Here is a 25,925-nt window from a genome sequence, read left to right as displayed (position 1 = left end):
GATACCCTCACTTATATGAACCGGAGAATCCTATGGAAACACTCGATCCGCGCCGTACGGCGCTGGTTCTTATCGATCTGCAGAAGGGTATCCTACCGTTTGCAGGCGGTCCGCATAATGCTTCGGACGTGCTCCACAAGGCGAGCGCGTTGATCAAGCGCTTTCATGATCTGCAGGTGCCGGTGGTACTGGTGCGCGTGGGCTGGTCGGCCGATTTCGGCGATGCGCCGCGCCAGCTGGTGGATCAGCCCCTTCCGGCCATGACGTTCCCGCCGGAGTGGTGGGAGATTCCCGCAGAGCTCGGCGCCATCGACAGCGACATCCGCATCACCAAGCGCCAGTGGGGCGCGTTCTATGGCACCGAGCTGGAATTGCAGCTGCGTCGGCGCGGCATCGAAAACATCGTGCTGGGCGGTATCTCCACCAACATCGGCGTGGAATCCACAGCGCGCAATGCCTGGGAACTCGGTTTCAGCCTGATCTTTGCCGAGGACGCGATGAGCGCGGCCAGCGGTGAACAGCACAAGTTTGCACTGGAGCATATTTTCCCGCGGATTGGTCGGGTGCGTTCGACGGCGCAGGTTTTGGAGATGTTGGGGTGATGGCATCCATGGCCTGACGCCACGTAAGTCACCTGTAACTACATCTCTACCTCACCGTCATTCCGGCGAAGGCCGGAATCCATGCTTCGTACTGGCCATGGATTCCGGCCTTCGCCGGAATGACGGTGGGGCGGGGATGAGTGATATGGGAGCGACACAGCTTACGGTGCCATCCACACACCAGAAGTTGATTTAGACCGCAGGCAACACCGCAGTACTCTCATCCGCGTGCGCCAGCAACCAACCGCGCAATGCGCCATCTTCCGCATCCAGCGGTTCGGCCGAGGCAGACCGCTGCAGCATCGCTGCCAGCGACGCTGGAACCTCCACGGCACGACCGATCAACGGCTCCACCACGCTTTCGAATTTCGCCGGATGCGCTGTCGCAACGACCGCCCACGGCAATGTGTCGCCGCCGGCGCGCAGCGTGTCCAGCACATGCATCGCCGTAGCGGTGTGGGGACAAAATACTTCGCCATGCTCACGTGCGTGCAGGGCGATGGTGGCGCTGATGGTGCGGTCGTCTACGCTCTGTGCCTGCAGTTGCGCACGCAGCGCGTCGGCTTGCGGAAACGTCCAGCGCAGGCGCTCGAAATTGCTGGGAGCACCCACGTCCATGGCGTTGGCCAGCGTGGCGACGGCTTGGCGCGGCGTGTATTCGCTGCCACCGAAGAAGTCGGGCAGGGTGGCGTTGGCATTGCAGGCCAGACGGATTTGCCCGATCGGCAAGCCCATTTCGCGTACCCACACCGCGGCCAATGCATTGCCGAGATTGCCGGTGGGAATGATCAGGTTCAGTGCTTCGCGATGTCCGCGCCACCATGCCACAGCAGCATGCGCGTAGTAGCTCATTTGCGGCAGCAGGCGCCCGAGGCTGATGCTGTTGGCGGAGGAGAGCGGTGATTGTGCCTGCAGGGCGGTATCGTTCAACGCGGCTTTCACCATGCGTTGGCAATCGTCGAAGCGGCCCTGCACGCGCAGCGCCTGCACGTTGCCGCCAAAGCAGCCGAGTTGATGGGCTTGGCGTGGCGACACGCGGCCATCGGGATACAGGATGACGACTTCGATGCCGGGCTGTTGATGAAATGCTGCGCCCACCGCCGCACCGGTATCGCCGGACGTTGCCACCAGAATCGTCAGGTGTTGGGCACTGTCTCCGCGCAAGCGTCGCAGGCAGGCAGCGAGAAAGCGCGCGCCGACATCCTTGAACGCGGCAGTGGGACCGTGAAACAGCTCCAGCACCGAGGTCTTCGGATGCTGCGGCAAGGCACGCAAAGGGGATGGAAACGTCAAGGCTTCTGCGCAGATGGCGGGTAGCGCTGACGCCAACGAGTCGCCCGCAAAGAAGGGCGCCAGCAAGGTCGCGGCCGTGTCGGCCAGCGTGCCATCAGGATTGAAGTCCTTCACATCGCGTGTTGGCAAACGTTCCGGTACATACAGGCCGCCATCCGGTGCGAGCCCGGCGGCAATCGCCTCGCTGAGCGTGGCGGCAGGGCTGGTGCCGCGGGTGCTTGGATATCGCAAGGCTGGGGTCATGCGTGTTCACCTGCATCGACAGCCGGCAGCAGCGTGGCGGCAGGTCCTTCCACCGGGGCGACGAAACTGTCGCTATCCAGTCCTGCTTCGGCGAACGCGTTGCGCATTGCAGCTGCCGCGGCTTCCGCTTCGACGCGATGCTCAAACCAGCCAAACACACTGGGACCACCGCCGGAAATGCTTGCGCCCATGGCGTGATGATCCAGTGCCGCCTGTTTCACGCGGGCAAAGTTCGGTACGAGTGGCGCCCGGCGCGGTTCGATCAGCACGTCTTTCAAGCCTTCACGCACCAGTTCCGCTTCGCCACGCCAGCAACCTGCCAGCACCAGCGCGAGGTTGGCCGATTGCGCAACGAATTCGCTGAGCGCGTAATCGCCCGCGAGCGCGGCGCGTGCTTTGCGTGTTTCCAGCACCACATGCGGATGCACCAGCGCGCAATGCCAGCCCGGCGGCACGGGGACGCGGATCAGGCGATCGCGAGTGGTAAGCGCCAGGCCACCTAGCAGCATCGGTCCGACGTTATCGCCGTGGCGTCCGCCACTGGCAACGGCTTCGCCTTCTATCGCGAAGCCATACAGCGACTCGCGCGACAGCGGCCGTTCCAGCAAGGCATTGGCCGCCACCAGCGCTGCGACACACGAGGCGGCCGAACCGCCCATGCCTGAGCCCAGCGCGATGCCTTTGTGCAGCGAAAGCTCGAAGCCATGTTGCAGGCCCAGTGCCTTGCGCAAGGCGAGCAAGGCCGCGCCGGCCGTGTTCTGCGCCGCGTCGGTGGGAAGCATGTCCACGCAGCCGTCGATGCTTGCGATGCGCACCGTCGGCGTGTCGATGCGGCGCACGTCGACGCTATCGGACGCACCGGCGATGCAGTGGCCGAGTATGTCGAATCCCACGCCCACATTGCCCACGCTGGCAAAAGCGGTTGCGGATGCAGATTGCAGGCGTTGCGGAGACATGGGCGGCTTCACGGCAAGAGAGGCATTCATGCGCGCACCTCCAGTGATTCGGCGATGCGTAGTAGATCGGCAAAGATCCCTGCGGCCGTCACTTCCGGACCGGCGCCGGGACCCTGCACCAGCAATGGATTATCGCAGTAGCGTTGGGTGCGGAACTGCACGATGTTATCCGTCAGCCGCGTATGCGCGAAGGCATGTGACGCGGCCAGCGGCTGCAAGCCGACCTGGGCGCGGCCGTCGCGATCAAGGCTGGCGACGTGGCGCAATACCCCGTGATGGGCTTGTGCGGCGGCCAGACGCTGCGCCATCGGCGCGTCCAGTTCGTCCAGCCGGGCCATGAAATCATCCAGCGGCAAGTCGGACAGCTCGGCGGGCACCAGGCTTTCCACCGCGACATCGTGCAGGGATAGCGGCCAGCCGGCTTCGCGCGCCAGGATCACCAGCTTGCGCGCGACGTCCATGCCGGAAAGATCGTCGCGCGGATCGGGCTCGGTGTAGCCCAGCGCATGCGCCTCGCGCACCAGGGCGGAGAAGGGGCGTTTGCCGTCGTATTGGCAACACAGCCAGGCCAACGTGCCAGAAAACATGCCTTCCACCGAAAGCAGCTGGTCGCCGGTATCGAGCAGGTCACGCAGCGTCTGTACTACCGGTAAGCCGGCGCAGACCGTGGCTTCGTAGCGAAACCGCCCCCCATGCTGGCTCGCCGCGCGGATCGACTGCCAGCGCGACAGCGGGCCGCTGCTGGCCAGCTTGCTTGGCGTCACCACGTGCAGGCCGGAGGCAAGCCAGTAGGGGTATTGCGAAGCCACCGCGTCACTGGCGCTGCAATCGATCAGCATCGCGTGACGCTGACTCTCGCCACGGATGTGCGCGGCGAATTGATCCAGATCGGTCGGCCGCCAGGTTTGTGCATCGTGCTGCGCGTTGAGTTCGGGATCGTCGCAATCCAGCCACATGCGGCGGCTGGCGGCGACACCGCAGAGCATCAGCTCCAGGCCTGCTTCGCGTGCCAGCCGCTCCTGGGCGGCGCGCAACTGCGCCAGCAGCACGCTGCCCACCCGTCCAGGGCCAATCAGACCGATCGCCAGGGTTCGACGGCGCGAACCGGCTGCCTGCAAAGGGGGAAGTCGGTGCGGATGTTCGGCGATGAGTGATGCACAGCTATCCATGATGGCCTCCGGTTGAGGCCCCTGCTCGCTGGCGGTTCGGGAGTGCCGGCCCGCCTCTTCGAGGGCGGGGCCGTTGCGTATGAGAAGTTACTCTTCGCGCACAGACACCACCCCGTAACCAGTCGTTCCGGTTCCGGTGGTAGTGGTAATACTTGTGGCGATAATCGTTGTCGCCGAGACACGCACGCACCCGGCGATGGCCGGGCTGAAATCAATGCGTGCTGGTGCGTATTCGGTCGACATGGTCCCGACATTAGTTGTGCACTGCAGCGGCTGTCAACAGTTGCCTAATGAAACTATTGCATGAGGTGCCGCCGGCGAATTTGGATGGCTGAATGCGCGTGGTGAATGTAACGCTGTTGCAACAGCAGCGGTCATCAAGGCTGGCGGTGCCGTCATCCGATGACACCGCGCTTCCGGCTCATGCCGGAAGCTGGCCGTCATGCCTATCGCTCAGTGTGAGAGGTCGATCGCGTATACCGCGGTGCCGTCGCCGTTGTCGCGCACTTGCTTGATGTTGTGAAGTCCATCGGTTTCGGCCACGGCCTGCTTGTCGCTGGCTGAGGTGAATACCACGGGACCATGCGTCTTTAGCTTGGCGAAGTGCCATGAAGCACGCGGCAGATCCTTGGCAACGAGCGACGGATGTTTCTGCAGCCAGCGCGCCAGAATCTCGCGTGTGCCATCCGGTGCGGCCAGCACGATATTGTTGCCGTCCAGTCCAGGGAAATGACCACCGCCGCTGGCACGGTAGTTGTTGGTCACGACCACAAAAGTCTGCGCCGTTGTAATGGGTTTGCCGCGATAGGTCAGCTTCACGATGCGTTCGCCGGCCGGTTTGGACACATCGATGATGTACGCAATACCGCCTTGGATCTGGTCGAAGTTGTAGCCGACGTACTTGTCATTGATCAGCTGTTGCTCGCCGGTCGCATTCGGATTGATGCGGTTGAAACGCTGAGCGGATTGCTCCAGCCATGCTTTCAAACCTTTGCCATCGATCTTCACTGCGCTGAGCGTGTTCGGATAGAAGTACAGATCTGCCGCACTGCGCAGCGTGAGCGGGCCGGGCATGACATCGGTGTAGTCGTCGGGACCACCGAAGCCAGTGCGAAATGCAGCGGCCGAACCCAGCACCGGCGTATTGGCCAGTTCTGGATGCGCGGAAGGCAGCGCCTGCTGCGCGTAATCAATCTGCGCGGCATTCACCGGCGCCAGTGCGCTCATGTCGCCTTCGTCGGCAAAGTAGCTGCTCATGCGCACATTGCTTTGCCCGATCGGGGTGTTCACGTAATCGATCGCCGCCTGCTGCACTTTGCCGACCACCAGCGGGATCTGCGGATCAGCCGGCACGCAGTTGGATGGCGATACGGTTGGTTTGCCGTTGACCATCGTCGGCGGACAGATCGGCCAGACCTGGCTGAAGGTCTTGCTCTTATCGATCACCCAGTGATCCTGCTGGCGCACCAACGCGAGGCGAATCACGCCCAGATCCTTGCCGAAGAATCCACCCATCACGGCAGGCACGCCGCGCACGAAACCATGCTCGTCATCGACATCCTGCATGTGTGCAAAGCGCGGGCCGGGGAAGTCGGTATGTTCGTGACCCATCAACAACACATCGATGCCCGGTACGCCGGCCAGATACCAGCCGCCGTTTTCCATGTCGGGCGTATAGGGTGCGTTGTTCATGCCGCCGTGCAGGATCGCAATGACCAGATCCGGATGTTGCGCCTGGATTTCCGGCAGATACTTCTGTGCGGCTTCCACCACGCCAGTGACGGTCACCTTGCCCTGCAGGTTTTGCTTGTCCCACTGCATGATCGGTGGTGGCGCGAAGCCGATGATGGCGATCTTCAACGGGACGCTGAGCTGGCTGCCATCGGGTGTGTAGGCGGCGATCTTGCGGTCGATGATCGTCCACGGCTTGAAGATCGGCTTGCCGTCGCGAACGCTGTTTACGTTGGCAAGCACCAGCGGATAGTGCGGGCCTGTGCAGCGCTGCGCGCTGGTGCCCTCTACATTCATCGGCGTGCCGGTGACCTGCGACAGGTAGGGCAGGCCGTAATTGAATTCATGATTGCCGATGGTGCCTCCGTCGTAGCCGATGGCATCCATGCTCTTGTAGACCGCAAGCTCCTGGTCGCAGCCGATCTTCTGTACCTGAGCCTGGTAGTCGGCTAGCACGCTGCCCTGGATGGTGTCGCCTGCGTCGAACAGGAAGCTGTTGGTGAACTGACCCCGCGCCTTACGGATCAGGGTCACGGTGCGCTCGAAGCCCAGGGTCGGGTCCGCTTTCTGCTTGTAGTAGTCGTAGCTGAGGATGTTCGAGTGGATGTCCGTGGTTTCCAGCACCGCTACATCGGCGCGCAGGCCCTGGGGCAACGCCTGGGGCTGGGCGGCGGGATGCGGCTGGCTGGCGCAGGCGGCCAGCAGAACGGCGGAAAACAGAGCAGTAAGGCGGCAAGAACGAAGGGGCATGGGGCTTCCGACTAAGGGCTTACAGACCATGAACCTAGCAGATATAGGTGACGATTCGCGCCTGACAGGCGTCTGTTTGATGGCAAAAAAGCTTTAAAATGACGGCTCTTTGACAACCACAGAACGATGCGCCGCCCTACGAAGCGACGCCATACAGGGGGAGCCCCACATGTCGTTGATTTCGTTTCGCGCTTCGCGAAACCGCACCACTATGGTTTGCGCATTGGCCTTCTTCGCCATTTGCGTCTGGTTTACCGCTTGGCAGGAACCGCTCCTGGAGCAGCGCGGCTTTGTGTTCGCGTTGATGCTGTGCGTGTTCGGCGCATCGCTGTTCGTGTTTGCGCGGTTGGCGTTTGCGCTGGTTTTCAGCGGCGGCCTGTTCCTGCTGCTGCGCGCGATCACCGTGCTCAAGGAGGAGTACTTGGAATCCCCGCTGATGCCGGCGGATTTCGTCTACTACGTGCGCTCCAGCCTGTTCGAGACACTGCGGCGTTACCCGAATATCTACAGCGTCGGCATCAGCGTGGGCATCGCCGTGCCCATCGTGTTGTGGCTGGCCTGGCATTGCGATCGTCGCCGCTTTGCCACATTGCGCGCATTGCCCCAAGCCGCGCTGCGCATCGGTGGTATTGCCCTGTGCGCCCTCGCGTTCTGGCTCTGCCTGCTTCCTTCCGGCCCGTTTGCAAAAGTGCATGCACGTGGCGCGTGGGAAAAAATGTCCGATGACGCGGACCTCACCAATTTCTTCGTAAACCTGCGCGATTCGAGCGTGCATATACCCGCCATGGCCGATGACGCTGCTGCCGAACGCGACTGGCAAGCAACGGCTGCGGGCATACCAGGAACCACGGATCCCAGCCAATATCCCGACATCATTCAGGTGCTGGAAGAGAGCACATTCAACCCCGCCAACTTCACGCATTGCACGGTGCCCGCGTGCGACGTGGCGATGCTCAAGGCAGACGCGCAAACACGCGGTACCGGTGTGATGCGTGTGCATACCTTCGGTGGTGGCACGTGGGTCAGTGAATTCGCTGCGCTGACCGGTATGCCGCAGGATATCTTCGGGCCCGGCGGCATGTACGCGCCTTACGTGCTTGCGCCGCATGTACACGATTCGCTGCCGCAGCAACTGCGCCGGCTTGGCTATCTCACCGTGGCCATCTACCCCACGCACGGTGAATTTCTCAATGGCCGCGATGCGTACAAGGCCTATGGCGTCGATAACTTCTACGGCGCCGGCGAGCTGGGCCTCGACGATTGGGATGAAACCGATGCGCAGATGTTCGCCGCTGCCAAGCAGGTGTACGACAAGCTGAAGAAGCCTGGGCAACCGGTCTTCATGATGATCCTCACGATCAATCAGCACGGCCCGCACGACGATCCGATGTCGACCCTGCCCAAGCCGTTCCAGAACCTGCTGCAAGGCTTGCCCGATGCGACGGCACTGAACTTCGACACCTACCTGCAGCGCCTGCATGATTCCGATGTGGCGATGAAGGGGTTGGAGCATGATTTCCTCGATCGCACACAACCGACTGTGCTGGTGCACTTCGGTGATCATCAGCCTTCATTCGATGATCTGATGCGTACGCTGCCGCGCACGTGGCCGCCGGAGCTGGTGCCGTATCAGGATTATCTGACGTATTACATGATCAAGAGCAATGTGCCTGGCCCGGGGCTGCCAACGTATCCCATGATGGATATCGCGCATTTGCCTGGCATGGTGCTGAAGGCGGCGGGGTTGCCGATGGATTCGTATTTCTCGGCGTTGTCGTCACTGCGTGAGCGGTGTAATGGTTTGTACGCGGATTGCGCGGATAAGGATCTGGTGAAGTCGTATTACGCGTGGATCTTCAATCGGCTGCATGTGTATCAGTAACGTGCATGTGCCGGTGTGTGCGGTGGGTTACTCCCGGATCAAGTCCGGGGTAACCCAATCTACAAGAGTGTTGTGCAGATACGCTCAGGTCACTGGATAAGCCACACCGCCCACCCACGTTTCCCGCACCACCAACCCATCGTCCATCACCGCCAAATCCGCCTGATAACCGGCAGCAATGCGCCCATGCGTGCGCTCAAGCCCGAGCCACGCCGCCGGATAACTGCTTGCCATCCGTGACGCTTCGGCCAGCGGCAAGCCCAGCATCTGCACTGTATTGCGCACGGCGCTGGCCATGTCGAGTCCGGAGCCCGCGAGCACGCCAGCTTCGTTCTGGCAGATGCCATCACGCATGGTGATGGTCTGGCCATTGAGGACGTAGTCGGGACGATCACTGCCTACAGGCGGCATGGCGTCGGTCACCAATACACACTTGCCGCGCGCTTTGGCGGCAATCGCAATACGCAGTGTTGCAGGATGCACATGATGTCCGTCAGCGATCAGTCCGCACCAGCTGTGCGGATCATCCAGCGCTGCGCCGACCACGCCCGGATCACGGCTGCTGAGTGGCGTCATCGCGTTGTACAGGTGCGTAAAGCCGCGTACGCCGGCATCGAGCGCTGCGCGCGTGGTGGCGTAATCGGCAGCGGTGTGGCCGGCCACGACAATCACGCCGCCCTGGCTGAGGCGTGCGATGGTGAGTGGGGATACCTGATCCGGTGCCAACGTCAGCATCACAGCCGCTTTACGAGGCGCGGTGAGCGCTTCGATGTCGTCTTCATCCGGGTAACGGAACAGATCGGCGTTGTGAATGCCTTTGCGTGCGGTGGCGAGGAACGGCCCTTCCACGTGGATGCCGAGGATGCCTGGCACCTGCTGTTCGATGGCGTCATCCACGGCATTGAGTGCGGCGCGCATGATGTCGGCCGTATCGGTGATCAGCGTGGGTAGCATGCCGGTCGTGCCGAACTTGCGATGTGCCGCGGCAATGCCGCGCAGCGTTTCCGCTGTGGGCGCATCGTTGAACAACAATCCACCGCCACCATTCACCTGCACATCGATGAAGCCAGGCAGTAGCAAGTTGCCGTGCAGATCATGACGCTGCGCATCGGCGAGGCGTGGGTCGTTATCCGCGACGACGGCAACGATGCGCTTGCCGCGCACGAGCACGGCCAGGCCTTCACGTGGGCCGTGATCGCCAAGTACGCGTCCGTTGACGAGAGCGAGCAAGGGGTTGGCAGGCATGAAGGATGCTCCCGGGTGTTTTACGTAGATGTCGCCGGCTCTGTCCGTTCGCAGGCCAAAGGGCCATCGGCGAAGGCAGACTGGCTGTCTGTCGACACGATGGGCCAAAGGAATGCGAACGGACAGAGCTGGCCCAAAGAGTGATGTCCAGAGGGCCCACAGGCTGTATCACGCAGCTTGGCAAGACAGCCAGTCTTCCCGGCGCTGCGCAACGCAGCCTGTGGGCCCTCTGGACATCATGCCATCTACGTAAAACGCCCGGGAGCATCCTTAAACGGTCTCCGTGACCTTGCGCAGATGGGGCGGTACATCCGGATCGTAACCACGCGCGAGCGCCAAGGCGCTGGCGGCGCGATAGAAACTTTGCACCGCAAGCAGCGGCGTCACGATCGGTTCGATGCCCGTGGGAAGCGGCAACGTATCCGCACCTTCCGCCCCCGGCGCGGCCACCCATACGCGTGCGCCGCGCGCACGGAATTCATTGGCGACGGAAAGCGTGTTTTCGAGCGTGCCATCATCCTGTGCAAGGAACAGCACCGGAAAGCCAGCGCCGATCAGGGCCATCGGACCATGCTTCACTTCTGCGGCACTGAAGGCTTCGGCGTGCAGGCCGCAGGTTTCCTTCAATTTCAGCGCAGCTTCCAGTGCGGCGCCGAAACCGTAACCACGTCCGACCACAAAGAGGTTGTGCACGTCGACGAGACCATGTTCGAGCGGACTCCAGTCACCTTCCCAGCCGCGGCGCAGATCGTCCGGCAGGCGGGCCACCGCAGCGTGCAACACCTGGTCATTGCTCCAGTGTGCGGTCAGCTGCAGCACAGCAGCGAGTGTGGCGAGATAGCTCTTGGTTGCCGCGACGCTGCGTTCCGGGCCGGCACGCAACGGAATCACGGTGTCGGCGAGACCGGCCAGCGGCGAATCCTCAACATTGACCATCGCGACGACATAAGCGCCGGCTTCTTTTGCGGCCTGTGCGCTGCGAAGCAAGTCGGGACTCTTGCCCGACTGCGAAATCGCAACGAACAGCGCGCCATCCAGCTTGAGATTCGCGTCGTAAATCGAAGAAATCGACGGTGAGGCGGAAGCAGTCACCAGGCCAAGTCGTGTTTCGAACACGTACTTCGCATAAGCCGCCGCATGATCGGAACTGCCGCGTGCACAGGTCACAATGAAGCGTGGCGGCTGTGCGCGCAGTCGCTCGCCGAGCGCTTGCAATAGGGAGGCATTCTGCGTCAGCTGCCGTTCGACGGTCGCGGCGCTTTCCTGCGCCTCGTTGTACATCAGGGTGTCACGAGCGGATTTCATGGTAGCTCCTGGGGTATGCGCGCGACGCTCTGCTTCCTCTCCCCTTTGGGCAACCCGAAGGTAGCTCCGTGGAAGAGAGGATGGAGGTGAGGAGTCAACCTCGCCGTATGGCAGGCAAGTGCGTTCGAGAAGAAATGAAAATGTTTCTGAAGTAGCGTTGTGGATGACGGCCTTTGCGGCCGCTCATCCCAGCTCTCTCCTTCATCGGGAGAGGGTATTGTCAGGTCTGTCGTGGCGGCGCGGTCGATCCGCGCACCACCAGTTCTGGCATAAAGCCTTCGTTCGCGGGTTCGGCGTCCTGGTTCTGCAAACCGCCGATCAAATGCAGAGCCGCATGCCGCCCAATTTCGCTGGTTGATTGCCGCGCGGTCGTCAGTGCCGGCCACGCTTGCTTCGAAAACGGACTGTCCTCGAATCCGGCAATGGACAGATCCCACGGCACGTCCAGTCCCGCCGAACGTGCGGCGGCCAGCACGCCCGCCGCGATTTCGTCGTTGCAGCCAAAAATGGCGGTGGGTGGTTCCTTCAATGCAAGCAGCTTGCGTGCACCACGGAAGCCGTCGTCGAAGGCGTAGCGGCCGGGCAGGATCAGTTTGCGGTTGATCGCGACGCCGTAATCCTTCAGCGCATCCGCATAGCCCTGATAGCGTTCCGGGCTGGAGCGGTGATGCGGTTCGCCCCACAGGAAACCGATGCGCGTGTGGCCGAGCTGGATCAGGTGTTCGGTGATCGCATACGCCGCGTCGTGGTCGTCCACATAGACGCAGGGCATACCGTCCTTCGGATCTTCGCGCGCGGCGATGATGCGGACGAAATCCACGTCGTGCGCCTTCAGTGTCGCCAGCAGCGCGGACTGTTCCGACATCGGCGGTGCCAGGATCAAACCTGCAAGGCGTGCGCGTTGCACCAGCGAAACCAGTTCCTCGGCCAGCCCCGGCGCGGTCGAATCGCAGGGATAGATCTGCAATCCGAAGCCCCGCTCGCGGCAGGCCGACAGCACGCCGTTCTGCATGTCGATCACGTAATGCGCGTTCGGATTGTCGTAAACCAGGCCGATCGCGTAGGCGTGTGTGCTGCTGCGCAGGCTGCGGGCGGAAGGGTCCGGGCGATAGCCGAGCTGTTCGATCGCCCGTTCCACCTTCTCGCGTGTCTCGGGCCGCACCGCGGCCTCGTGATTGATGACGCGGGAGACGGTTTTCAGCGAGACGCCAGCGTGCTTCGCTACATCCTTGATAGTGGGACTGTGCAACGGGGGTTCCTCCCGGGTTTGGGGCGGGCATCCTGAGGATGCGCCGCGTCCCGTCGGCGGGTCGAGTGGTGGATGCAAGCGTAACGGCGTCTGACATCCAGATTATGCCTTAGAGCCTGTTTAGGGTCTCGACGTAGCCCGCGTTGTCACGGAGCGGCCGGCAGGTGGTAGTGCGAGGCGCAGCGCCATACTCAATGTATGGCCAAGTCGCGCGCTGCCGCATGGCGGCCGCTCCGTGACAACCCGAAGGGCCGGGTCTGTTTGCCCTCCGAGCTGTGTCCTCACTCAGTTGTGTATCGACATACACGCCGTCGTTCCTCCTTGCCCGACAGGCAAACAGATCCCGGCGCGGGCCACGCCGAGACCCTAAGCAGGCTCTTATCTGGCGCGGGTACCCACGTTATGGCCGCGCATGCCGTAGTACAGGATGTACAGATAGCACGGCACTATGACAATCACGAAAGCCAGCTGGAAGTCGATGTACTGCTTAAGGTGCACAAAGGCCTGCGGTAGTAGCGCGCCGCCGACAATACCCATGATCAGCAGCGCCGAACCCAGTTCGGTATGGCTGCCCAGCCCCTTGATCGCCAGTGGGAAGATGGCCGGCCACATCATGGCGTTGGCAAAACCAAGCGCGGCGACAAATCCGACCGATACATAGCCATGCGTAACAAAAGCGCCGACGGCGAACAGCACGCCGAGCACGGCCGACACGGCCAGGTAGCTCTGCTGCGAAATGAAGCGCGGAATCAGCGCCGAGCCAAACAAGTAGCCCGCCAGCATGGCGGCCATGGTGTAAGTGGTGAAATGCGAGGTCACTTGCAGCGGCAAACCAAAGCCCTGGCCGTAAGTGTTGATGGCATCGCCCGCCATCACTTCCACGCCCACATAGAGGAACAAGCAAAGCACGCCCAGCCACAAGTGGGGAAAGCTGAAAATGCCGCCTTTGCCGTGCCCGATGGAACGTTCGCTATTGGCACCGGAAGGCTTGATTTCCGGCAGTGAGGAAAAGAGGATCCACAGCGCCAGCACCACCAGCAACCCGGCCAGGCTCATGTAAGGCCAGAACACGCGCGCGGCAAATTCATTGAGCAAGGTTTCGCGCGCCGGACCTTCGGCCATCTTGGTGACCTGGTCCAGGAACGAATCGATGCCCGCCATCACCAGCGCACCAAACGCGAGCGGCGCCAGCGCGCCAGCTACTTTGTTGCAGATGCCCATCAACGCAATGCGCTGCGCGGCGCTATCGATCGGACCAAGAATGCTGATGTACGGATTGGATGCCGTCTGCAGCAGCGACAAGCCTGCACCGATGACAAACAAGCCAGACAGTGCACCCGGATAGATGCGAATGCGCACGAACTCCCCGAACAGCGCAGCGCCGATGGCCATGATGAAAAGACCCAGCACCATGCCTTTTTTCATGCCAGTGCGCTTCAGTACCGCGCCTGCTGGCAATGCAAGGACGAAGTAGGAAACGTAAAACGCAAAAGGCACCAGGAAAGCATTGATGTCGTCGAGTGTAAAAGCCACTTTCACGAACGAAATCAGTGGCCCATTGAGCCAGGTGAAGAACCCCATGATGAAGAACAGCACACCGATGATCATCATCGGCAGCAATGTCGACGTGCGTGGCGCGCCGGCAGTGTAAGTGGTGGACGACATGAACACTCCCCGTAAAAGACCCGATGCCGACGAACACCGCGCGGCACCCTCTACTGTGCCGACCTTTATTGTCCTCAAGGCATAACGTTGTCAATCGATGGTGAAGAACGGCGGCCGACAACGTGCGTCATCCCGCCACATCGACGAACAAAATGTGATGCATTGCAGCACTTCAAAAGGTAGGTCTTATGACCTACGTGCATTTCAATTTATCCATTTAAATTCAATTAATTAGATAATTTCACCGATGAGGGTGACAGGTCGCCTTTCGCAGCGCCGCAAACATCCGTTGAAGCTAATCTTTACGACCTGTTGACAGCGTTGTCATTCGTGACCAGACTCCGCCAACGAAGTCGCTCTTGGGAAGGGTGCGACGGGTTTCGCAAGACAGGCGCGGCAGAAAACACTCGGGGAGGGGGCGTGGCTCAGGCTGTGATACGTGGCAATGCGCAATCGATGCCGTCTCTGGAGCGGGCTTTTCTGGCCGCCGACGTAGGCGGCACCCATGCGCGCATCGGCCTCATTAGCCCCCGTCCGGACGGACACCGTCCGGTCACCGTGCTCGAATACCGCCGCTACGCCTGCGCCGAATGGCCCAGTCTCACCGCGGTGCTGAAGGATTTCGTCACGCAGCTCAGTGCCGGCACACATGTGGAGCACTGTGCTGTCGCCAGCGCCGGCTATGTGCTGGGCGATGCCATCGTCAACGACAACCTGCCGTGGCCGGTGTCCATTCGCGACATCCGCGAATCGCTGGGCATCAACAGCCTTGCCGTCATCAACGATTTCGAAGCCGTGGCCTACGCCACGCAATTCATGACACAGGCCGACACCGTGTCGGTGATCGAAACCGCCGCCCCGCAAGTGGAAGGGCCGGTGTTGGTGATGGGGCCGGGCACAGGGCTTGGCTCTGCCGTGCTGCTTCCCGGTAAACCGCACGCGACGGTACTCGCCACGGAAGCAGGTCAAGTGGCGCTGGCGCCCGGTAACGAACTGGAGATCGAGATTTTGCGGCTGCTGGCGCGTGATCGCGCCCATGTTTCATTCGAGCACGCATTGTCCGGTCCGGGCTTGATCAATCTCTACCACGCCATCTGCACGCTGCGAGGCGTCACGCCCAACCTGCAGATGCCTGCCGATGTGACGCGCAGCGCGCTGGAGCGTAGTGATGCGGCAGCCGTGGAAGCACTGAACGTATTTTGCGGATTGCTTGGCAGCTTTGTCGGTGATCTCGTGCTGCTGTATGGCGCGCGCGGCGGGGTATATCTCGCTGGCGGCATCCTGCCGCAGATCCGTGACCTGCTGCTCACGAGCACATTTGCCGAGCGTTTCTTCAATAAGGGCGTGATGCGCCCTTTTCTGCAGCAAGTACCTGTACGACTGATGGAGCACGGCCAGCTCGGAGTCATCGGCGCTGCTGGCCTGTATTTGGACGGTCAGCACGCTCATTGACGAGCGCGCCGAGTAACAGAGAACGAGGTTTTTTGAAACCCAACCGGGCGCAAGCCCATCGCCACACAGCACGGGCATGCCGCGAACATTTTCCGTAGCTGAAACGCCTCTGAGGGGAGGAAGCCATGTCACATCGTAAGACTCTATTAGCCGCGAGTATCTTCGCCGGTCTGTGTCTGTCCGGTACGCTTCACGCGCAGGACACGACCCAAGCGCCCACCACCAATCCTGCCAACCAGACGACTGAGCAGCAGGCCGAAAAGGCCAATGCAAAACAGCTGTCGACGGTGACAGTGGTCGGTATCCGCGCCAGCTTGCAAAAGTCGATGGATACCAAGCGCAACGCTGACGCCATTGTCGATGCCATCACGGCAACCGACATCGGCAAGTTCCCGGCCACCAACGTCGCCGAAGCACTGGCACAGGTACCGGGCGTAACGCTTGACCATTTGTTCGGTGCAACTCAGCGAGTCAGCATCGACGGTATCGATCCCAGCCTCAACTTGGCGTTCCTTGATGGCCACCCGGTGGCTCAGGCCATGTGGCTGTATGGCGATAGCCCGAACCGCGGCTTCAACTACTCGCTGTTGCCGCCGGAAATTCTCGGCCAGCTCGAAATCTACAAGAGTCCGGAAGCGCGTCTGACCGAAGGCAGCCTGGGCGGTACTGTGTTGATGCACACGGTGCAGCCGCTGGACGTTGCCTCCGGCACGTTGAGTGGTTCGTTCGGCATGAACTACAACGACATGGTTGGCAATCAGCGCCCGAATGGTTCGGTGTTCTACAGCTGGCACAACAGCGACAAGACCTTTGGTGTCGACGTGTCCGCACAGCACTATGAAGAAAACACGTCGCGCGAGGGTCAGGAAATCTTCGGCTACTCGACCGTGGGCTCCGTTGAAGCGGCTAACCCGGCGGTGGCGGCTGAAGTCGCCAATGGCACGATCAAGCCCAGCAATGTTTTTCCGAACGAGCTGAACTCGGCCGACTTCCAGCAGACTGAGAAGCGCAACAGCGTGCTCGTCAACGTGCAGTGGAGGCCGAACGAGCATTTCGACAGCACGCTCAGCCTGATGTACATGACTGACAGCCTGAACAACATCAATACCTCGCTTTATCCGATTCAATCGGCTGGCCCGATCACCTCCTTGGGCCCGGCAAACGGTAATGGTGTCATTACTTCAGGTACCGTCGGAGCTCCTGCCGGTTCCACTGCACCCGCCGAGTCTTTTGAAGACAATGACGCGCGCGGTTCGTATATCCGTACCAAGGGCGCCGATTGGCGTGGAACCTATTACGGAGAGGGTTGGCGCTTGAGCGGTCAGACGGGCGTAAGCGTGTCTGACGACACGATTTCGCAGGCGTTTGAAGAATTCGAATACCAAGGTCCTTTCAGCTGGAATACCAGCAGGGGCTTCAATTTCACGGATCTGGCCGCCGCCAACGATCCGGCTAATTGGATTGGTACATCGAGCAACATCGGCTACAAGCCCTACAAGGCGAAGGATCAGTACAACCAGCTCGACTTCAGCAAGGATTTTGACGGCTTCGTCAACGAGTTGCTGGTGGGTGCCCGTTACGCGTCGCACTGGGAGAGCCAAAGCCTGCTCGTTCTTTCCAATGAGTACGATCCGGACCTGACGGAAGTGGGTTACGGCGGACTGTCGAATCTTAGCGGCCAGAAGTCCATCGGTCTGGGCGGAAGCACCGTCTCGCACGTGGTCACCCCGGGTTATCAGTCCATCTTCAATGCCGTGCTGAACCCGAATAACCCGCTGCTTGCCGACAATCCGTTCGATACTTACAACAACACGTTCAACGTTCAGCAGAAGAACAGCGCGTTCTACGTGCAGGCCAACTTCGGCACGGATGATGTGCATGGCAACCTCGGCGTTCGCTACGTGCATACCGAGACGGATGCTTATGGTTACAACGTTCCGCAATCCTGCTCCGACACGTCCTACAACTGCGTATTCCCCGCTGGTTATGGCTACGTCGGCGAAACGCACACCAACAACAACTGGCTGCCCGCGTTCAACATCGCTTGGAACGTTACGCCGGATGTGATTCTGCGTGGCGCAGCATCCGAAACGGTCGCTTACGCTCCGTATAACGAGCTCGCGCCGTTCTTTGAATCGAACGATACGATCGCTCCGCTGACGGCTACCGCGGGCAATCCGAGCTTGAAGCCTTATAAGTCGATCAACTTCGACATCTCGGCCGAGTATTACTTCAATCCGGAGTCGGTGGTGGCGGTCTCCGGCTTCTACAAGAATGTTCTGAACTACGTCGTCAACACCGCGACTGAAGAGACCGTGCAGAACGGATCATGGGGCACCATTGGTACCCAGACGCTGGGTCAGGAGCTTGTCGCCGCAGGTGTCTGTACTACGGCAGGTCTGTGTCAGTACAGCGTGTCTGCGCCGATCAATGGTGGTCGCGCCACGGTCAAGGGTGCGGCCATCAGCTATCAGGAGGCCTTTGGTGACAGCGGCTTTGGTCTTCGTGCCAACTACACCTACTCTGATTCGCGCACGGCTCATCCGGTCGATGATGCCAGTTGGTTGCCGTACAACTCGAAGAACTCGTACACGCTGGCCCCGTATTTCGAAAAGGGTCCGTATAGTGCGAGCATTTCCTACAACTACCGCAGCGAATATCTCGCAGGCGGTTACGTAGCCGGCGCAGCACCGTCCTATACCGGCAGCTACAAGGAACTCGACGCATCGGTGGGCTACCAGTTCAACAAGAACTTCTCGGTCAGCTTCAACATGCTGAACTTGCTGAACTCGGTGTACAAGCAGTACCTCGGCCAGAACGAAGCTGAAATCCTCAACGAGTACGTGAGTGGTCGCGAGTTCATGCTCGAAGCGCACTTCAAGTTCTGATGTATGTGTAAAGCGTAAGTCTTTCTTCTTCCCCGCCAAGGACCTGGCGATGTCTTGCCAGGTCCCTTTTTTTGGGGTGGGGCGAGGAAAGCTCTGGATAGCCTCAACGCCGGCAGTGCCGGCGTTGTCGCGGTTGCTTGCTGGAGTTGTCTCATGAAGCTTGCTTTGCAGTGTGTCGTAGTTTGCCTGGGTTGGTACGTAGCACAGGCATGGGCCACCGAGCCGACGGTACTGGTCGATCAGGTGGGATACGAATCGCAGGCAGCCAAGCAGGCGGTGGTTGCGGCCGATGCAACGCAGTCGCTGCATGACTTTTTGGTTATCGACGCCAGCGACGGCAAGCAGGTGTTTTCCGGAACGCTGCAAGATACAGGGCCGGTAGCGAAGTGGGGTGTTCAGCACTATTGGCGCGCCGACTTCTCAGGAGTGAAAGCACCAGGCCGCTACTACCTGGAGCTGAAGGATCATGGATCCTCCTGCATCCGCTCTGACGAGTTCCTGATTCAAGACGATGTGCTGGAGCGCAACACGCTCTCCAACGTCATCTACTATTTCAAAGGCCAGCGTGCCAGCGGTCTGATGGACGAGATGGATCGTCATCTGCCAAACCCCTATGGCAAGCCCGGTACGCTGGATATCCACGGCGGCTGGTACGACGCCACCGGCGATTACGGCATCCATCTCTCGCACCAGAATCTCACCTCATACTTCAACACCCAGCAGGTACCGATGGTGGTGTGGAGTTTGTTGCGAAGCTACCAGCAACTGGATGCGCGTCACGATCAAAATTTCAGCCAATACCTGCGTCGCCTGCTTGACGAAGGTCTGTTTGGCGCCGATTTCCTGGTGCGCGACAAGCGCCCGGACGGTTCGTTCTATCAATCGATCGATGCGCCGGGTGCGGGCAAGTTGCCGCAGGATCGCCGCATTGGGGATCCGAACTGGCGCACGCAGATCAAGCGCAACGTCAACGATACGACGGAACAGGTAACGCCAACGCACGGGCCGCATGCCTATGAAGCCAGCTTCCGTGCAGGCGGTGGTGTTGCGATTGCAGCGCTGGCATTGGCCAGCACCATGGATGCCGATGGCGAGTTCACCCGCCAGGACTATCTGCACGCGGCTGAAGATGCCTATCGTTTTCTGGATGCGCACAACAAGGAGCTGATCAACGACGGCGTGGAAAACATCGTCGATGACTATTGCGCCTTGCTGGCCGCGACAGAGTTGTATCGCGCCACCCATGATGAAGTCTGGCGTCAGGCCGCGCAGCGTCGTGCAGGCAGTTTGATGGCGCGCCTGACCCAGCACGATGGCCAGGAGGATTACTGGCGGGCCGATGCGGGCACGCGCCCGTTCTTCCATCCGACCGACGCAGGGCTGCCGGTGGTCGCCTTGCTGGAATACGCGACGATTGCGACGCCAGATCAGCAGAAGGCTGCACGTGAGGCGGTGCATCGCTCGTTGGCTTATGAGCTGCACGTTACCGATGAAGTGAACAATCCCTTCGGCTACGCGCGTCAGCTGGTGCGTATGGGCAACGGCACGGTGCGTACGGCCTTCTTCTTCCCGCACGATACCGAGGCGGCGCCTTGGTGGCAGGGCGAAAATGCACGGTTGGCTTCGCTGGCTGCGGCGGCGCGCATGGCGGCGCCACTGTTTGTGGATGATCCGGCTTTTCACGCGCAGCTGGAAAACTACGCCTGGCACCAATTGCACTGGATTCTTGGCCGCAACCCTTACGACACCAGCATGTTGATGGGCAGCGGCCAGCGCAATGCGCAGTACATGTTCTTCCGCTCTTACGAATACACCAGTGCACCCGGTGCGATCATCAATGGCATCACGGCCGGGTTGAACGATGAGGACGGGATCGCCTTTAATCTGGGTTACGCTCAGACCGGCCGCGACGATGACTGGCGTTGGACCGAGCAATGGCTGCCGCATGACGCGTGGTATCTGTACGCGATCAGTCTTCCGCACGACTAGGACAACAACGGGATGTATTCATGAGACTTGCCGGTTTTCTTTTCTGCCTGGTTCTATGCAGCATCGCGCAGGCCTCACCGATATCGATCATCCCCATGCCGGCGCAGCTCAAGCTCGCCGGCGGCTCGTTCCAGGTAGACGACAGCACACAAGTCGTGGTTCCGCCGAACGATGCGGCGACACGCCAGTCTGCGCAGTATTTCGTTGACCTGCTCGGGAGAACGCGAGGGCTGCACCTGACATTGACGGAGAATGCGCAGGCCGGGCATGCCATCGTGTTTATGCACGATCCGAAGGCGGCCGTGACACAGGCCGAAGGCTATACGCTGGCTGTTTCGGCACAGGGCATCCGCATTAGCGCGCGTGACGACGCGGGTCTGTTCTACGGCGCTGTCTCGCTGTGGCAATTGCTCACGCCGGACGCACAACAAGGCGTGGTGCACGTACCAGCCCTGCATATCAGCGATTGGCCGCGCTTTGCCTGGCGCGGCTTGATGTTGGATTCCGCGCGGCATTTCCAATCGGCGGACGATGTGAAACATCTGCTTGATCAGATGGCGCAGCACAAGCTCAACGTGCTGCACTGGCATCTGACCGACGATCAGGGCTGGCGTATCGAGATCAAGCGCTATCCCGAGCTGACGCAGATCGGCGCGTGGCGTACGCCGCCCGATGCAGGTCACGATGGCGAACCGCTGAGCTATGGCGGTTTTTATACGCAGGACCAGATTCGCGATGTGGTGGCTTACGCCACTGCGCGGCATATCACGGTGGTTCCCGAGATCGATATGCCTGGTCATGCGCAGGCCGCGGTGGCGTCCTATCCGCAGATCGGCGTGACCGGCAAGCGTCCCTCGGTATCAGTCGATTGGGGCGTGAATCCCTATCTCTATAACGTCGACGATGCCACGTTCCAATTCATCGACAACGTACTCGACGAAGTGATGGCGCTGTTCCCATCGCACTACATCCATGTGGGAGGCGACGAAGCGATCAAGGACCAATGGAAAGCATCGCCTGTGGTCAAGGCGAAGATCCGCGCCTTGCATCTGAAAGATGAAGACGCGCTGCAAGGCTGGTTTATCGGCCGTATCGGGACCTATCTGACGGCACATGGTCGCCGCCTGATTGGCTGGGATGAAATTCTCGACGGCGGCGTGCCAGCGGATGCCACAGTGATGTCCTGGCGTGGCACGGATGGCGCGATCAAGGCAGCAAAGATGGGACACGATGTCGTGATGTCGCCATCGCCTGATCTGTATTTCGATAGCGTGCAGAGCGATCTCACCGACGAAGCGGCTGGACGCATCCCCGTCCGCGATCTGGCGAGCATCTACGCGTTCAATCCGATTCCCGCTTCATTGACGGTGGCGCAAGCGAGTCATGTACTCGGCGCCCAGGCCAATGTATGGACAGAGCACATCCCGACCATGCAGCACGTGGAACACGCGGTGTTTCCGCGCCTCGATGCGCTGAGTGAGGTGACGTGGTCGCCGGCTTCTGCGCGCAGCTGGAACGGTTTTCTCGCTCGTCTGCCGGCGCAGCTTGAGCGCTACGCAGTGCAGAACATCGCTGCCGCGGACACCGCTTTCGAGCCGCAGATCCAGGTCGATGCCAATGCTGCACTGAAGAGCGGTCAGGCCGTCGTCACGTTGAGTAACCAGCCGAAATACGGTGCGATCCATTACACAATAAATGGTGGTGCAGCCGATACGCATGCACCGGTGTACAGCAAGCCGTTCACCGTACAACTTCCGGCGACGATCCGGGCGGCCACCTTTGCCGACGATGGCGTTGCGCTTGCCGTTGAACGTACCCGCGTGCTCGATCGCGCTAGCTTGTTGAGTCGTGCCGGTGTGGATCTGCCCAATTGCCCCGGCAGTGATTTCCGCCTGCGCTTGCAACCCATGCCGGATGCCACCAGCATGGCGCCGGTATACGCCGCCAACGTGTTTGATACCTGCCAGCAGTTCCCATCTGCACCTCTCGATGATGTCACCGCGATCCACGTCGAGGCGGTGCGCCTTGAGCGCAACTTTGCGCTGGCGCACGATGAAAAACTGGTCGTGTCGCGCCCGCACAGGACGCCTTATGGCGAACTGGTCGTGCATCGTGATCGCTGTGAGGGTCCCGTGCTTGCAAGCATGCCCCTGCCTGATCCAAGCACGAGCGGACGGATCTTCTCCCTCAATGCAACGCTTACCGGACAACACGGCGAGCATCTGCTGTGTCTGATCTACACCGCGCCGATTGATGGGCCACTGTATGCGCTGGCCCGCGTATCGCTGCTTTCTTCCCAAAAGGGTGAAGGAAAACCGTGAGCTCGACGACACGCCGCCTGCTTTCCCTCGATGCCTTGCGTGGCTGCACGGTGGCGGCCATGTTGCTGGTCAACGATCCGGGCGATTGGGATCACGTGTATACGCCGCTGGATCACTCACCGTGGAACGGTTGTACACCCACCGATCTGGTGTTTCCGTTCTTCCTGTTTATCGTGGGCGTGTCGGTAGTATTTTCCATCCTGCTTCGACGGGAACAGGGGGCACCTGCTGCCGGACTGATGCGCACGGCACTCTGGCGCGCGTTGCGTATCCTCGGTCTTGGTGTGCTGATCAATGTGTTGGCGTGGTGGTGGATGCCGGGCGTGCATTTGCGCTTTCCTGGTGTGCTGCAGCGCATCGGTGTGTGTTTCGCGGCGGTGTCGGCTTTTGCGCTTTACACCAAGCCGCGTACGCAATGGGCTGCCATTGCAGTGATTCTGCTGGGCTATTGGGCCTTGCTGCTGACCGGCGGATCGCTGGATCGCTGGGTGAATATCGTCAGTCGTACGGACACTGTGGTGTTCGGACATTTTGTCTATCTGATCGATCCGGCGACGGGGCGAGGGCATGATCCGGAAGGCTTGCTGAGCACGCTGCCTTCGATCGCCACCACGCTATTGGGATTGCGTGCGGGCTGCCTGTTGCGGCAGGACAAGCTCAAGCCATTGCTGATAGGTGGTGTCGCGGCGCTGTTACTGGGTGTGCTCTGGTCCTTGTGGTTGCCGCTCAACAAGAATCTCTGGACGTCTTCCTTTGTGCTGTGGTGCGCAGGCTGGGCAACGCTGCTGTTACTTATTTTTCACGCGCTGGTCGACCAACGACGTTGGCCTGCTTGGGGACGTCGCTTCGGCGTCAACGCCATCGCTGCCTATGCAGGTTCGGAACTGATGCAGATCGTGCTACCGGCGCTCGGTTGGCAGGGTCCGCTGTACCAACATTTGTTTGCCAGTTGGATCACGCCGCTGGCCGGGCCTTATGTCGCGTCGTTGTCTTGGGCGATCGCGTTTGTCGCGCTGTGGTGGTTGATCGTGCTTGTGATGGATCGGCGGCACATTTATCTCAAGCTGTGACGGCATCAAGGCACTCTTGCAGCGAATAGGTGTTTGAAATGTTGGTGGCGTGGTCCTTCACTCCCTTTGGGGGAGGGGCAGGCAAGGGGGCGGTTCGCCTCGCGCCTCAACGAAGTGACGTCCACGCTCCTCCCTGCGAAGCAAGTTTGGCCCCTTACCCAACCTTCTCAGGCGGAGTAGAGTGGAGTTGTGTCCGTACTTAGGCCGCAAACGGAATTGCTCGTAGTGGTCTTGAGGGCGGTCCGCCCGAAAATCGCATCCTTGGCAGAGTCGGGCGGATCCGTACCCGCTTGTGCTGTTCTCTGTAGAGGAGAATGATCATGCGATACACGCTCTTGTTCGAACGTCGTAAAGACGAACTGCTCCTGCTCGCCAGGTTGCTGTTGATGTCCCTGTTCGTCATCTTCGGCCTGGACAAATTCCTGAATTTTTCGGGGACAGCCGATTACATGGCCTCCGTCGGCTTGCCGCTTCCCACTTTCGCAGCGTTCACAGCACTGGTCATGGAGTTTTTCGTGGGGATAGCGATTTTGCTGGGTTACTACACCCGGCCGCTTGCCCTGGCTTTGGCCTTGTACACGGTCATCACGGCTTTGATCGGCCATCGATTTTGGGTCATCACCGATGCCGGGGTGCGCCTGGATACCATGATTCATTTCTATAAGAACATGAGCATCACCGGCGGCCTGTTGTTACTGTGTATCACAGGGCCGGGCAAGTATTCTCTGGATCGACGGTAGGGAATGCGCGAGGATGGCTCGCGTCACGCGTGGATGGGGATTTTGTCGTGCCTCCCCAATCCGCGCAGGAGGCACTGAATACGCAACGCAAACAGGGCACAGATGATCACACCCGAACGCATCATGTCCTGGGCCATACCGGGCTTCTTCGTGTTGATTGGCGTCGAGTTGCTGGTCGCGACATGGCGCGGCCGCCATGTGTATGACAGCAACGATGCGATCAACAGCCTCGGCTTGGGAATGATTTCGCAGATCGTCGGCGTGTTCACCAAGCTGTTCGCGATTGGCATCTATGGTTGGTGCGCAGCGCATCTGGCGTTATGGCGTTTGCCGGTGGATAGCGTGTGGGTGTGGATCAGTGGCCTGCTGCTTTACGACCTTCTGTATTACTGGTTGCATCGTTTGGGTCATGAAGTGAACGTGCTGTGGGCCGCGCACGTCGTACATCACCAGAGCGAGCGCTACAATCTCACCACGGCGCTTCGCCAGACCGGTAGCGGCTTCCTGCTCGGCTGGCTGTTCTATCTGCCGATGGCCTTGCTTGGCTATCCCGTCGAAGTGTTCGCTGTCGTGGCGCTGATCGACCTTCTTTACCAATTCTGGGTGCACACCGAAGTGATCGATCGCCTTGGCTGGTTCGATCGCGTGTTCTGCTCACCATCCAATCACCGTGCGCATCATGCGGTGAACGATCGCTACCTGGATCGCAATTACGGTGGCATTCTGATTATTTGGGATCGCCTGTTCGGCAGCTTCGTGGAAGAGAACGACGACGATCCGCCCATCTATGGCACGCGCGCACCGCTGCAGAGTTGGAATCCGCTATGGGCCAACGTCGAAGTGTATTGGGCCATGCTCAAGGACAGTTGGCATGCGCGCAATTGGGTGGACAAGTTGCGCGTGTGGATCAAGCCACCGGGCTGGCGTCCCGCGGATGTTGCAGCGCGTTTCCCCAAAGTCGCATTCGATATGACACATGCGCGTTACAACCCGCCCATCTCGGCGGCGCTGAAGTTGTACTGCCTGGCGGCTTTTGGTGTGCTGCTGCTGATTGGTGTGCATTTCCTGGATGTGGCACCCAAACTGGAGCTGACGCAGGCGACGCTTTACGCCCTGTATCTCGTCTACAGCTTGTGCGCGATCGGCTTCCTTCTGGAAAGTCGCGGTGTCGGTCTGTGGTTGGAATGGCTGCGCACGACCGGCACGGCAGTTTTTATTTGGATGACAGGACACTGGTTCGGCGTGGCGCAACTCGATCCGCGCATCGCTGTTGCCATGATCGCGCTATTCGGGTTGAGCGCCGTGGCGGTACTCGGCCTATCGGGGTATGGACGTCGCATCGCCGGTACCGCGCGTCCGGCGATGAAGTAAGTGG

General features: G+C 60.5%; 17 protein-coding genes. 9 read left to right on the top strand and 8 right to left on the bottom strand.

Annotation, left to right across the window (positions count from 1 at the left end):
• Positions 1-32 precede the first annotated feature (32 nt).
• Complete coding sequence (locus ISN74_RS18915) at positions 33-602, top strand: hydrolase (RefSeq protein ID WP_188795360.1); 570 nt, start codon at positions 33-35, stop codon at positions 600-602.
• Positions 603-794: 192 nt separating this feature from the next.
• On the opposite strand, the gene thrC is transcribed toward ISN74_RS18915, so the two are convergent.
• The 4 genes from thrC to ISN74_RS18895 form a co-directional block, all read right to left on the bottom strand.
• Entirely contained in the window at positions 795-2,138 is a 1,344-nt protein-coding gene (gene thrC / locus ISN74_RS18910; protein WP_188795358.1) for a threonine synthase, read from the bottom strand.
• Positions 2,135-3,124: a homoserine kinase gene (locus ISN74_RS18905; RefSeq protein ID WP_188795356.1), complete on the bottom strand. Its 990-nt coding sequence runs from the start codon at positions 3,122-3,124 to the stop codon at positions 2,135-2,137. Before ISN74_RS18905 ends, thrC begins: the two co-directional genes overlap by 4 nt.
• Positions 3,121-4,263, bottom strand: a complete 1,143-nt coding sequence (locus tag ISN74_RS18900) for a homoserine dehydrogenase family protein (RefSeq protein WP_188795354.1) — start codon at positions 4,261-4,263, stop codon at positions 3,121-3,123. The genes ISN74_RS18905 and ISN74_RS18900 overlap by 4 nt, the downstream gene beginning before the upstream one ends.
• Before the next feature lie 453 nt (positions 4,264-4,716).
• Positions 4,717-6,744 carry a bifunctional 2',3'-cyclic-nucleotide 2'-phosphodiesterase/3'-nucleotidase gene (locus ISN74_RS18895; protein WP_188795352.1) on the bottom strand — a complete coding sequence of 676 codons (2,028 nt, stop codon included), beginning with the start codon at positions 6,742-6,744 and terminating at the stop codon, positions 4,717-4,719.
• Positions 6,745-6,913: 169 nt separating this feature from the next.
• Between ISN74_RS18895 and ISN74_RS18890 the strand changes: the two genes are divergently transcribed.
• On the top strand, positions 6,914-8,626 hold the full coding sequence (locus ISN74_RS18890) for an LTA synthase family protein (RefSeq protein ID WP_188795350.1): 1,713 nt from the start codon (positions 6,914-6,916) through the stop codon (positions 8,624-8,626).
• Positions 8,627-8,710: 84 nt separating this feature from the next.
• Here ISN74_RS18890 and nagA read toward each other — a convergent pair whose 3' ends face one another.
• The 4 genes from nagA to ISN74_RS18870 all read right to left on the bottom strand — a co-directional run bounded on the left by nagA (position 8,711) and on the right by ISN74_RS18870 (position 14,090).
• Positions 8,711-9,871: an N-acetylglucosamine-6-phosphate deacetylase gene (gene nagA, locus ISN74_RS18885; RefSeq protein ID WP_188795348.1), complete on the bottom strand. Its 1,161-nt coding sequence runs from the start codon at positions 9,869-9,871 to the stop codon at positions 8,711-8,713.
• Positions 9,872-10,141: 270 nt separating this feature from the next.
• Positions 10,142-11,176: an SIS domain-containing protein gene (locus ISN74_RS18880; RefSeq protein WP_188795346.1), complete on the bottom strand. Its 1,035-nt coding sequence runs from the start codon at positions 11,174-11,176 to the stop codon at positions 10,142-10,144.
• Positions 11,177-11,396: 220 nt separating this feature from the next.
• The gene (locus ISN74_RS18875) at positions 11,397-12,425 is read right to left on the bottom strand and encodes a LacI family DNA-binding transcriptional regulator (protein ID WP_188795343.1); all 1,029 of its coding nucleotides are present in this window, start codon (positions 12,423-12,425) and stop codon (positions 11,397-11,399) included.
• A 378-nt stretch (positions 12,426-12,803) separates the two neighbouring features.
• On the bottom strand, positions 12,804-14,090 hold the full coding sequence (locus ISN74_RS18870; protein WP_188795341.1) for a sugar MFS transporter: 1,287 nt from the start codon (positions 14,088-14,090) through the stop codon (positions 12,804-12,806).
• A gap of 456 nt (positions 14,091-14,546) precedes the next feature.
• Between ISN74_RS18870 and glk the strand changes: the two genes are divergently transcribed.
• From glk to ISN74_RS18835, 7 genes are all read left to right on the top strand, one after another.
• On the top strand, positions 14,547-15,542 hold the full coding sequence (glk, locus tag ISN74_RS18865; protein WP_188799382.1) for a glucokinase: 996 nt from the start codon (positions 14,547-14,549) through the stop codon (positions 15,540-15,542).
• A gap of 125 nt (positions 15,543-15,667) precedes the next feature.
• Entirely contained in the window at positions 15,668-18,430 is a 2,763-nt protein-coding gene (locus ISN74_RS18860; RefSeq protein WP_188795339.1) for a TonB-dependent receptor, read from the top strand.
• 153 nt (positions 18,431-18,583) lie between these two features.
• Complete coding sequence (locus ISN74_RS18855) at positions 18,584-20,419, top strand: glycoside hydrolase family 9 protein (protein ID WP_188795337.1); 1,836 nt, start codon at positions 18,584-18,586, stop codon at positions 20,417-20,419.
• A gap of 20 nt (positions 20,420-20,439) precedes the next feature.
• Positions 20,440-22,740, top strand: a complete 2,301-nt coding sequence (locus ISN74_RS18850; RefSeq protein WP_188795335.1) for a beta-N-acetylhexosaminidase — start codon at positions 20,440-20,442, stop codon at positions 22,738-22,740.
• A complete protein-coding gene (locus ISN74_RS18845) occupies positions 22,737-23,810 on the top strand; it encodes an acyltransferase family protein (RefSeq protein WP_188795333.1) in 1,074 nt (357 codons plus the stop codon). Before ISN74_RS18850 ends, ISN74_RS18845 begins: the two co-directional genes overlap by 4 nt.
• A gap of 320 nt (positions 23,811-24,130) precedes the next feature.
• Positions 24,131-24,550, top strand: coding sequence for a DoxX family protein (locus ISN74_RS18840; RefSeq protein WP_188795331.1), 420 nt, complete (start codon positions 24,131-24,133; stop codon positions 24,548-24,550).
• Positions 24,551-24,652: 102 nt separating this feature from the next.
• Positions 24,653-25,921: a sterol desaturase family protein gene (locus ISN74_RS18835; RefSeq protein WP_188795329.1), complete on the top strand. Its 1,269-nt coding sequence runs from the start codon at positions 24,653-24,655 to the stop codon at positions 25,919-25,921.
• Positions 25,922-25,925 lie beyond the last annotated feature (4 nt).

It is taken from the genome of Dyella caseinilytica, assembly GCF_016865235.1.
In the GTDB taxonomy this organism is placed as follows: Bacteria; Pseudomonadota; Gammaproteobacteria; order Xanthomonadales; family Rhodanobacteraceae; genus Dyella_B; species Dyella_B caseinilytica.
The sequence above is the reverse complement of the archived record's forward strand: the minus strand, read 5'-3'. Positions and strand labels throughout refer to the sequence as shown.

Excerpts from the sequence above, each read along its gene's own strand:
- ISN74_RS18915 (WP_188795360.1), top strand. The coding sequence starts at position 33 with ATGGAAACACTCGATCCGCGCCGTACGGCGCTGGTTCTTATCGATCTG.
- thrC (WP_188795358.1), bottom strand. The coding sequence starts at position 2,138 with ATGACCCCAGCCTTGCGATATCCAAGCACCCGCGGCACCAGCCCTGCC.
- ISN74_RS18905 (WP_188795356.1), bottom strand. The coding sequence starts at position 3,124 with ATGAATGCCTCTCTTGCCGTGAAGCCGCCCATGTCTCCGCAACGCCTG.
- ISN74_RS18900 (WP_188795354.1), bottom strand. The coding sequence starts at position 4,263 with ATGGATAGCTGTGCATCACTCATCGCCGAACATCCGCACCGACTTCCC.
- ISN74_RS18895 (WP_188795352.1), bottom strand. The coding sequence starts at position 6,744 with ATGCCCCTTCGTTCTTGCCGCCTTACTGCTCTGTTTTCCGCCGTTCTG.
- ISN74_RS18890 (WP_188795350.1), top strand. The coding sequence starts at position 6,914 with ATGTCGTTGATTTCGTTTCGCGCTTCGCGAAACCGCACCACTATGGTT.
- nagA (WP_188795348.1), bottom strand. The coding sequence starts at position 9,871 with ATGCCTGCCAACCCCTTGCTCGCTCTCGTCAACGGACGCGTACTTGGC.
- ISN74_RS18880 (WP_188795346.1), bottom strand. The coding sequence starts at position 11,176 with ATGAAATCCGCTCGTGACACCCTGATGTACAACGAGGCGCAGGAAAGC.
- ISN74_RS18870 (WP_188795341.1), bottom strand. The coding sequence starts at position 14,090 with ATGTCGTCCACCACTTACACTGCCGGCGCGCCACGCACGTCGACATTG.
- glk (WP_188799382.1), top strand. The coding sequence starts at position 14,547 with ATGCCGTCTCTGGAGCGGGCTTTTCTGGCCGCCGACGTAGGCGGCACC.
- ISN74_RS18860 (WP_188795339.1), top strand. The coding sequence starts at position 15,668 with ATGTCACATCGTAAGACTCTATTAGCCGCGAGTATCTTCGCCGGTCTG.
- ISN74_RS18855 (WP_188795337.1), top strand. The coding sequence starts at position 18,584 with ATGAAGCTTGCTTTGCAGTGTGTCGTAGTTTGCCTGGGTTGGTACGTA.
- ISN74_RS18850 (WP_188795335.1), top strand. The coding sequence starts at position 20,440 with ATGAGACTTGCCGGTTTTCTTTTCTGCCTGGTTCTATGCAGCATCGCG.
- ISN74_RS18840 (WP_188795331.1), top strand. The coding sequence starts at position 24,131 with ATGCGATACACGCTCTTGTTCGAACGTCGTAAAGACGAACTGCTCCTG.
- ISN74_RS18835 (WP_188795329.1), top strand. The coding sequence starts at position 24,653 with ATGATCACACCCGAACGCATCATGTCCTGGGCCATACCGGGCTTCTTC.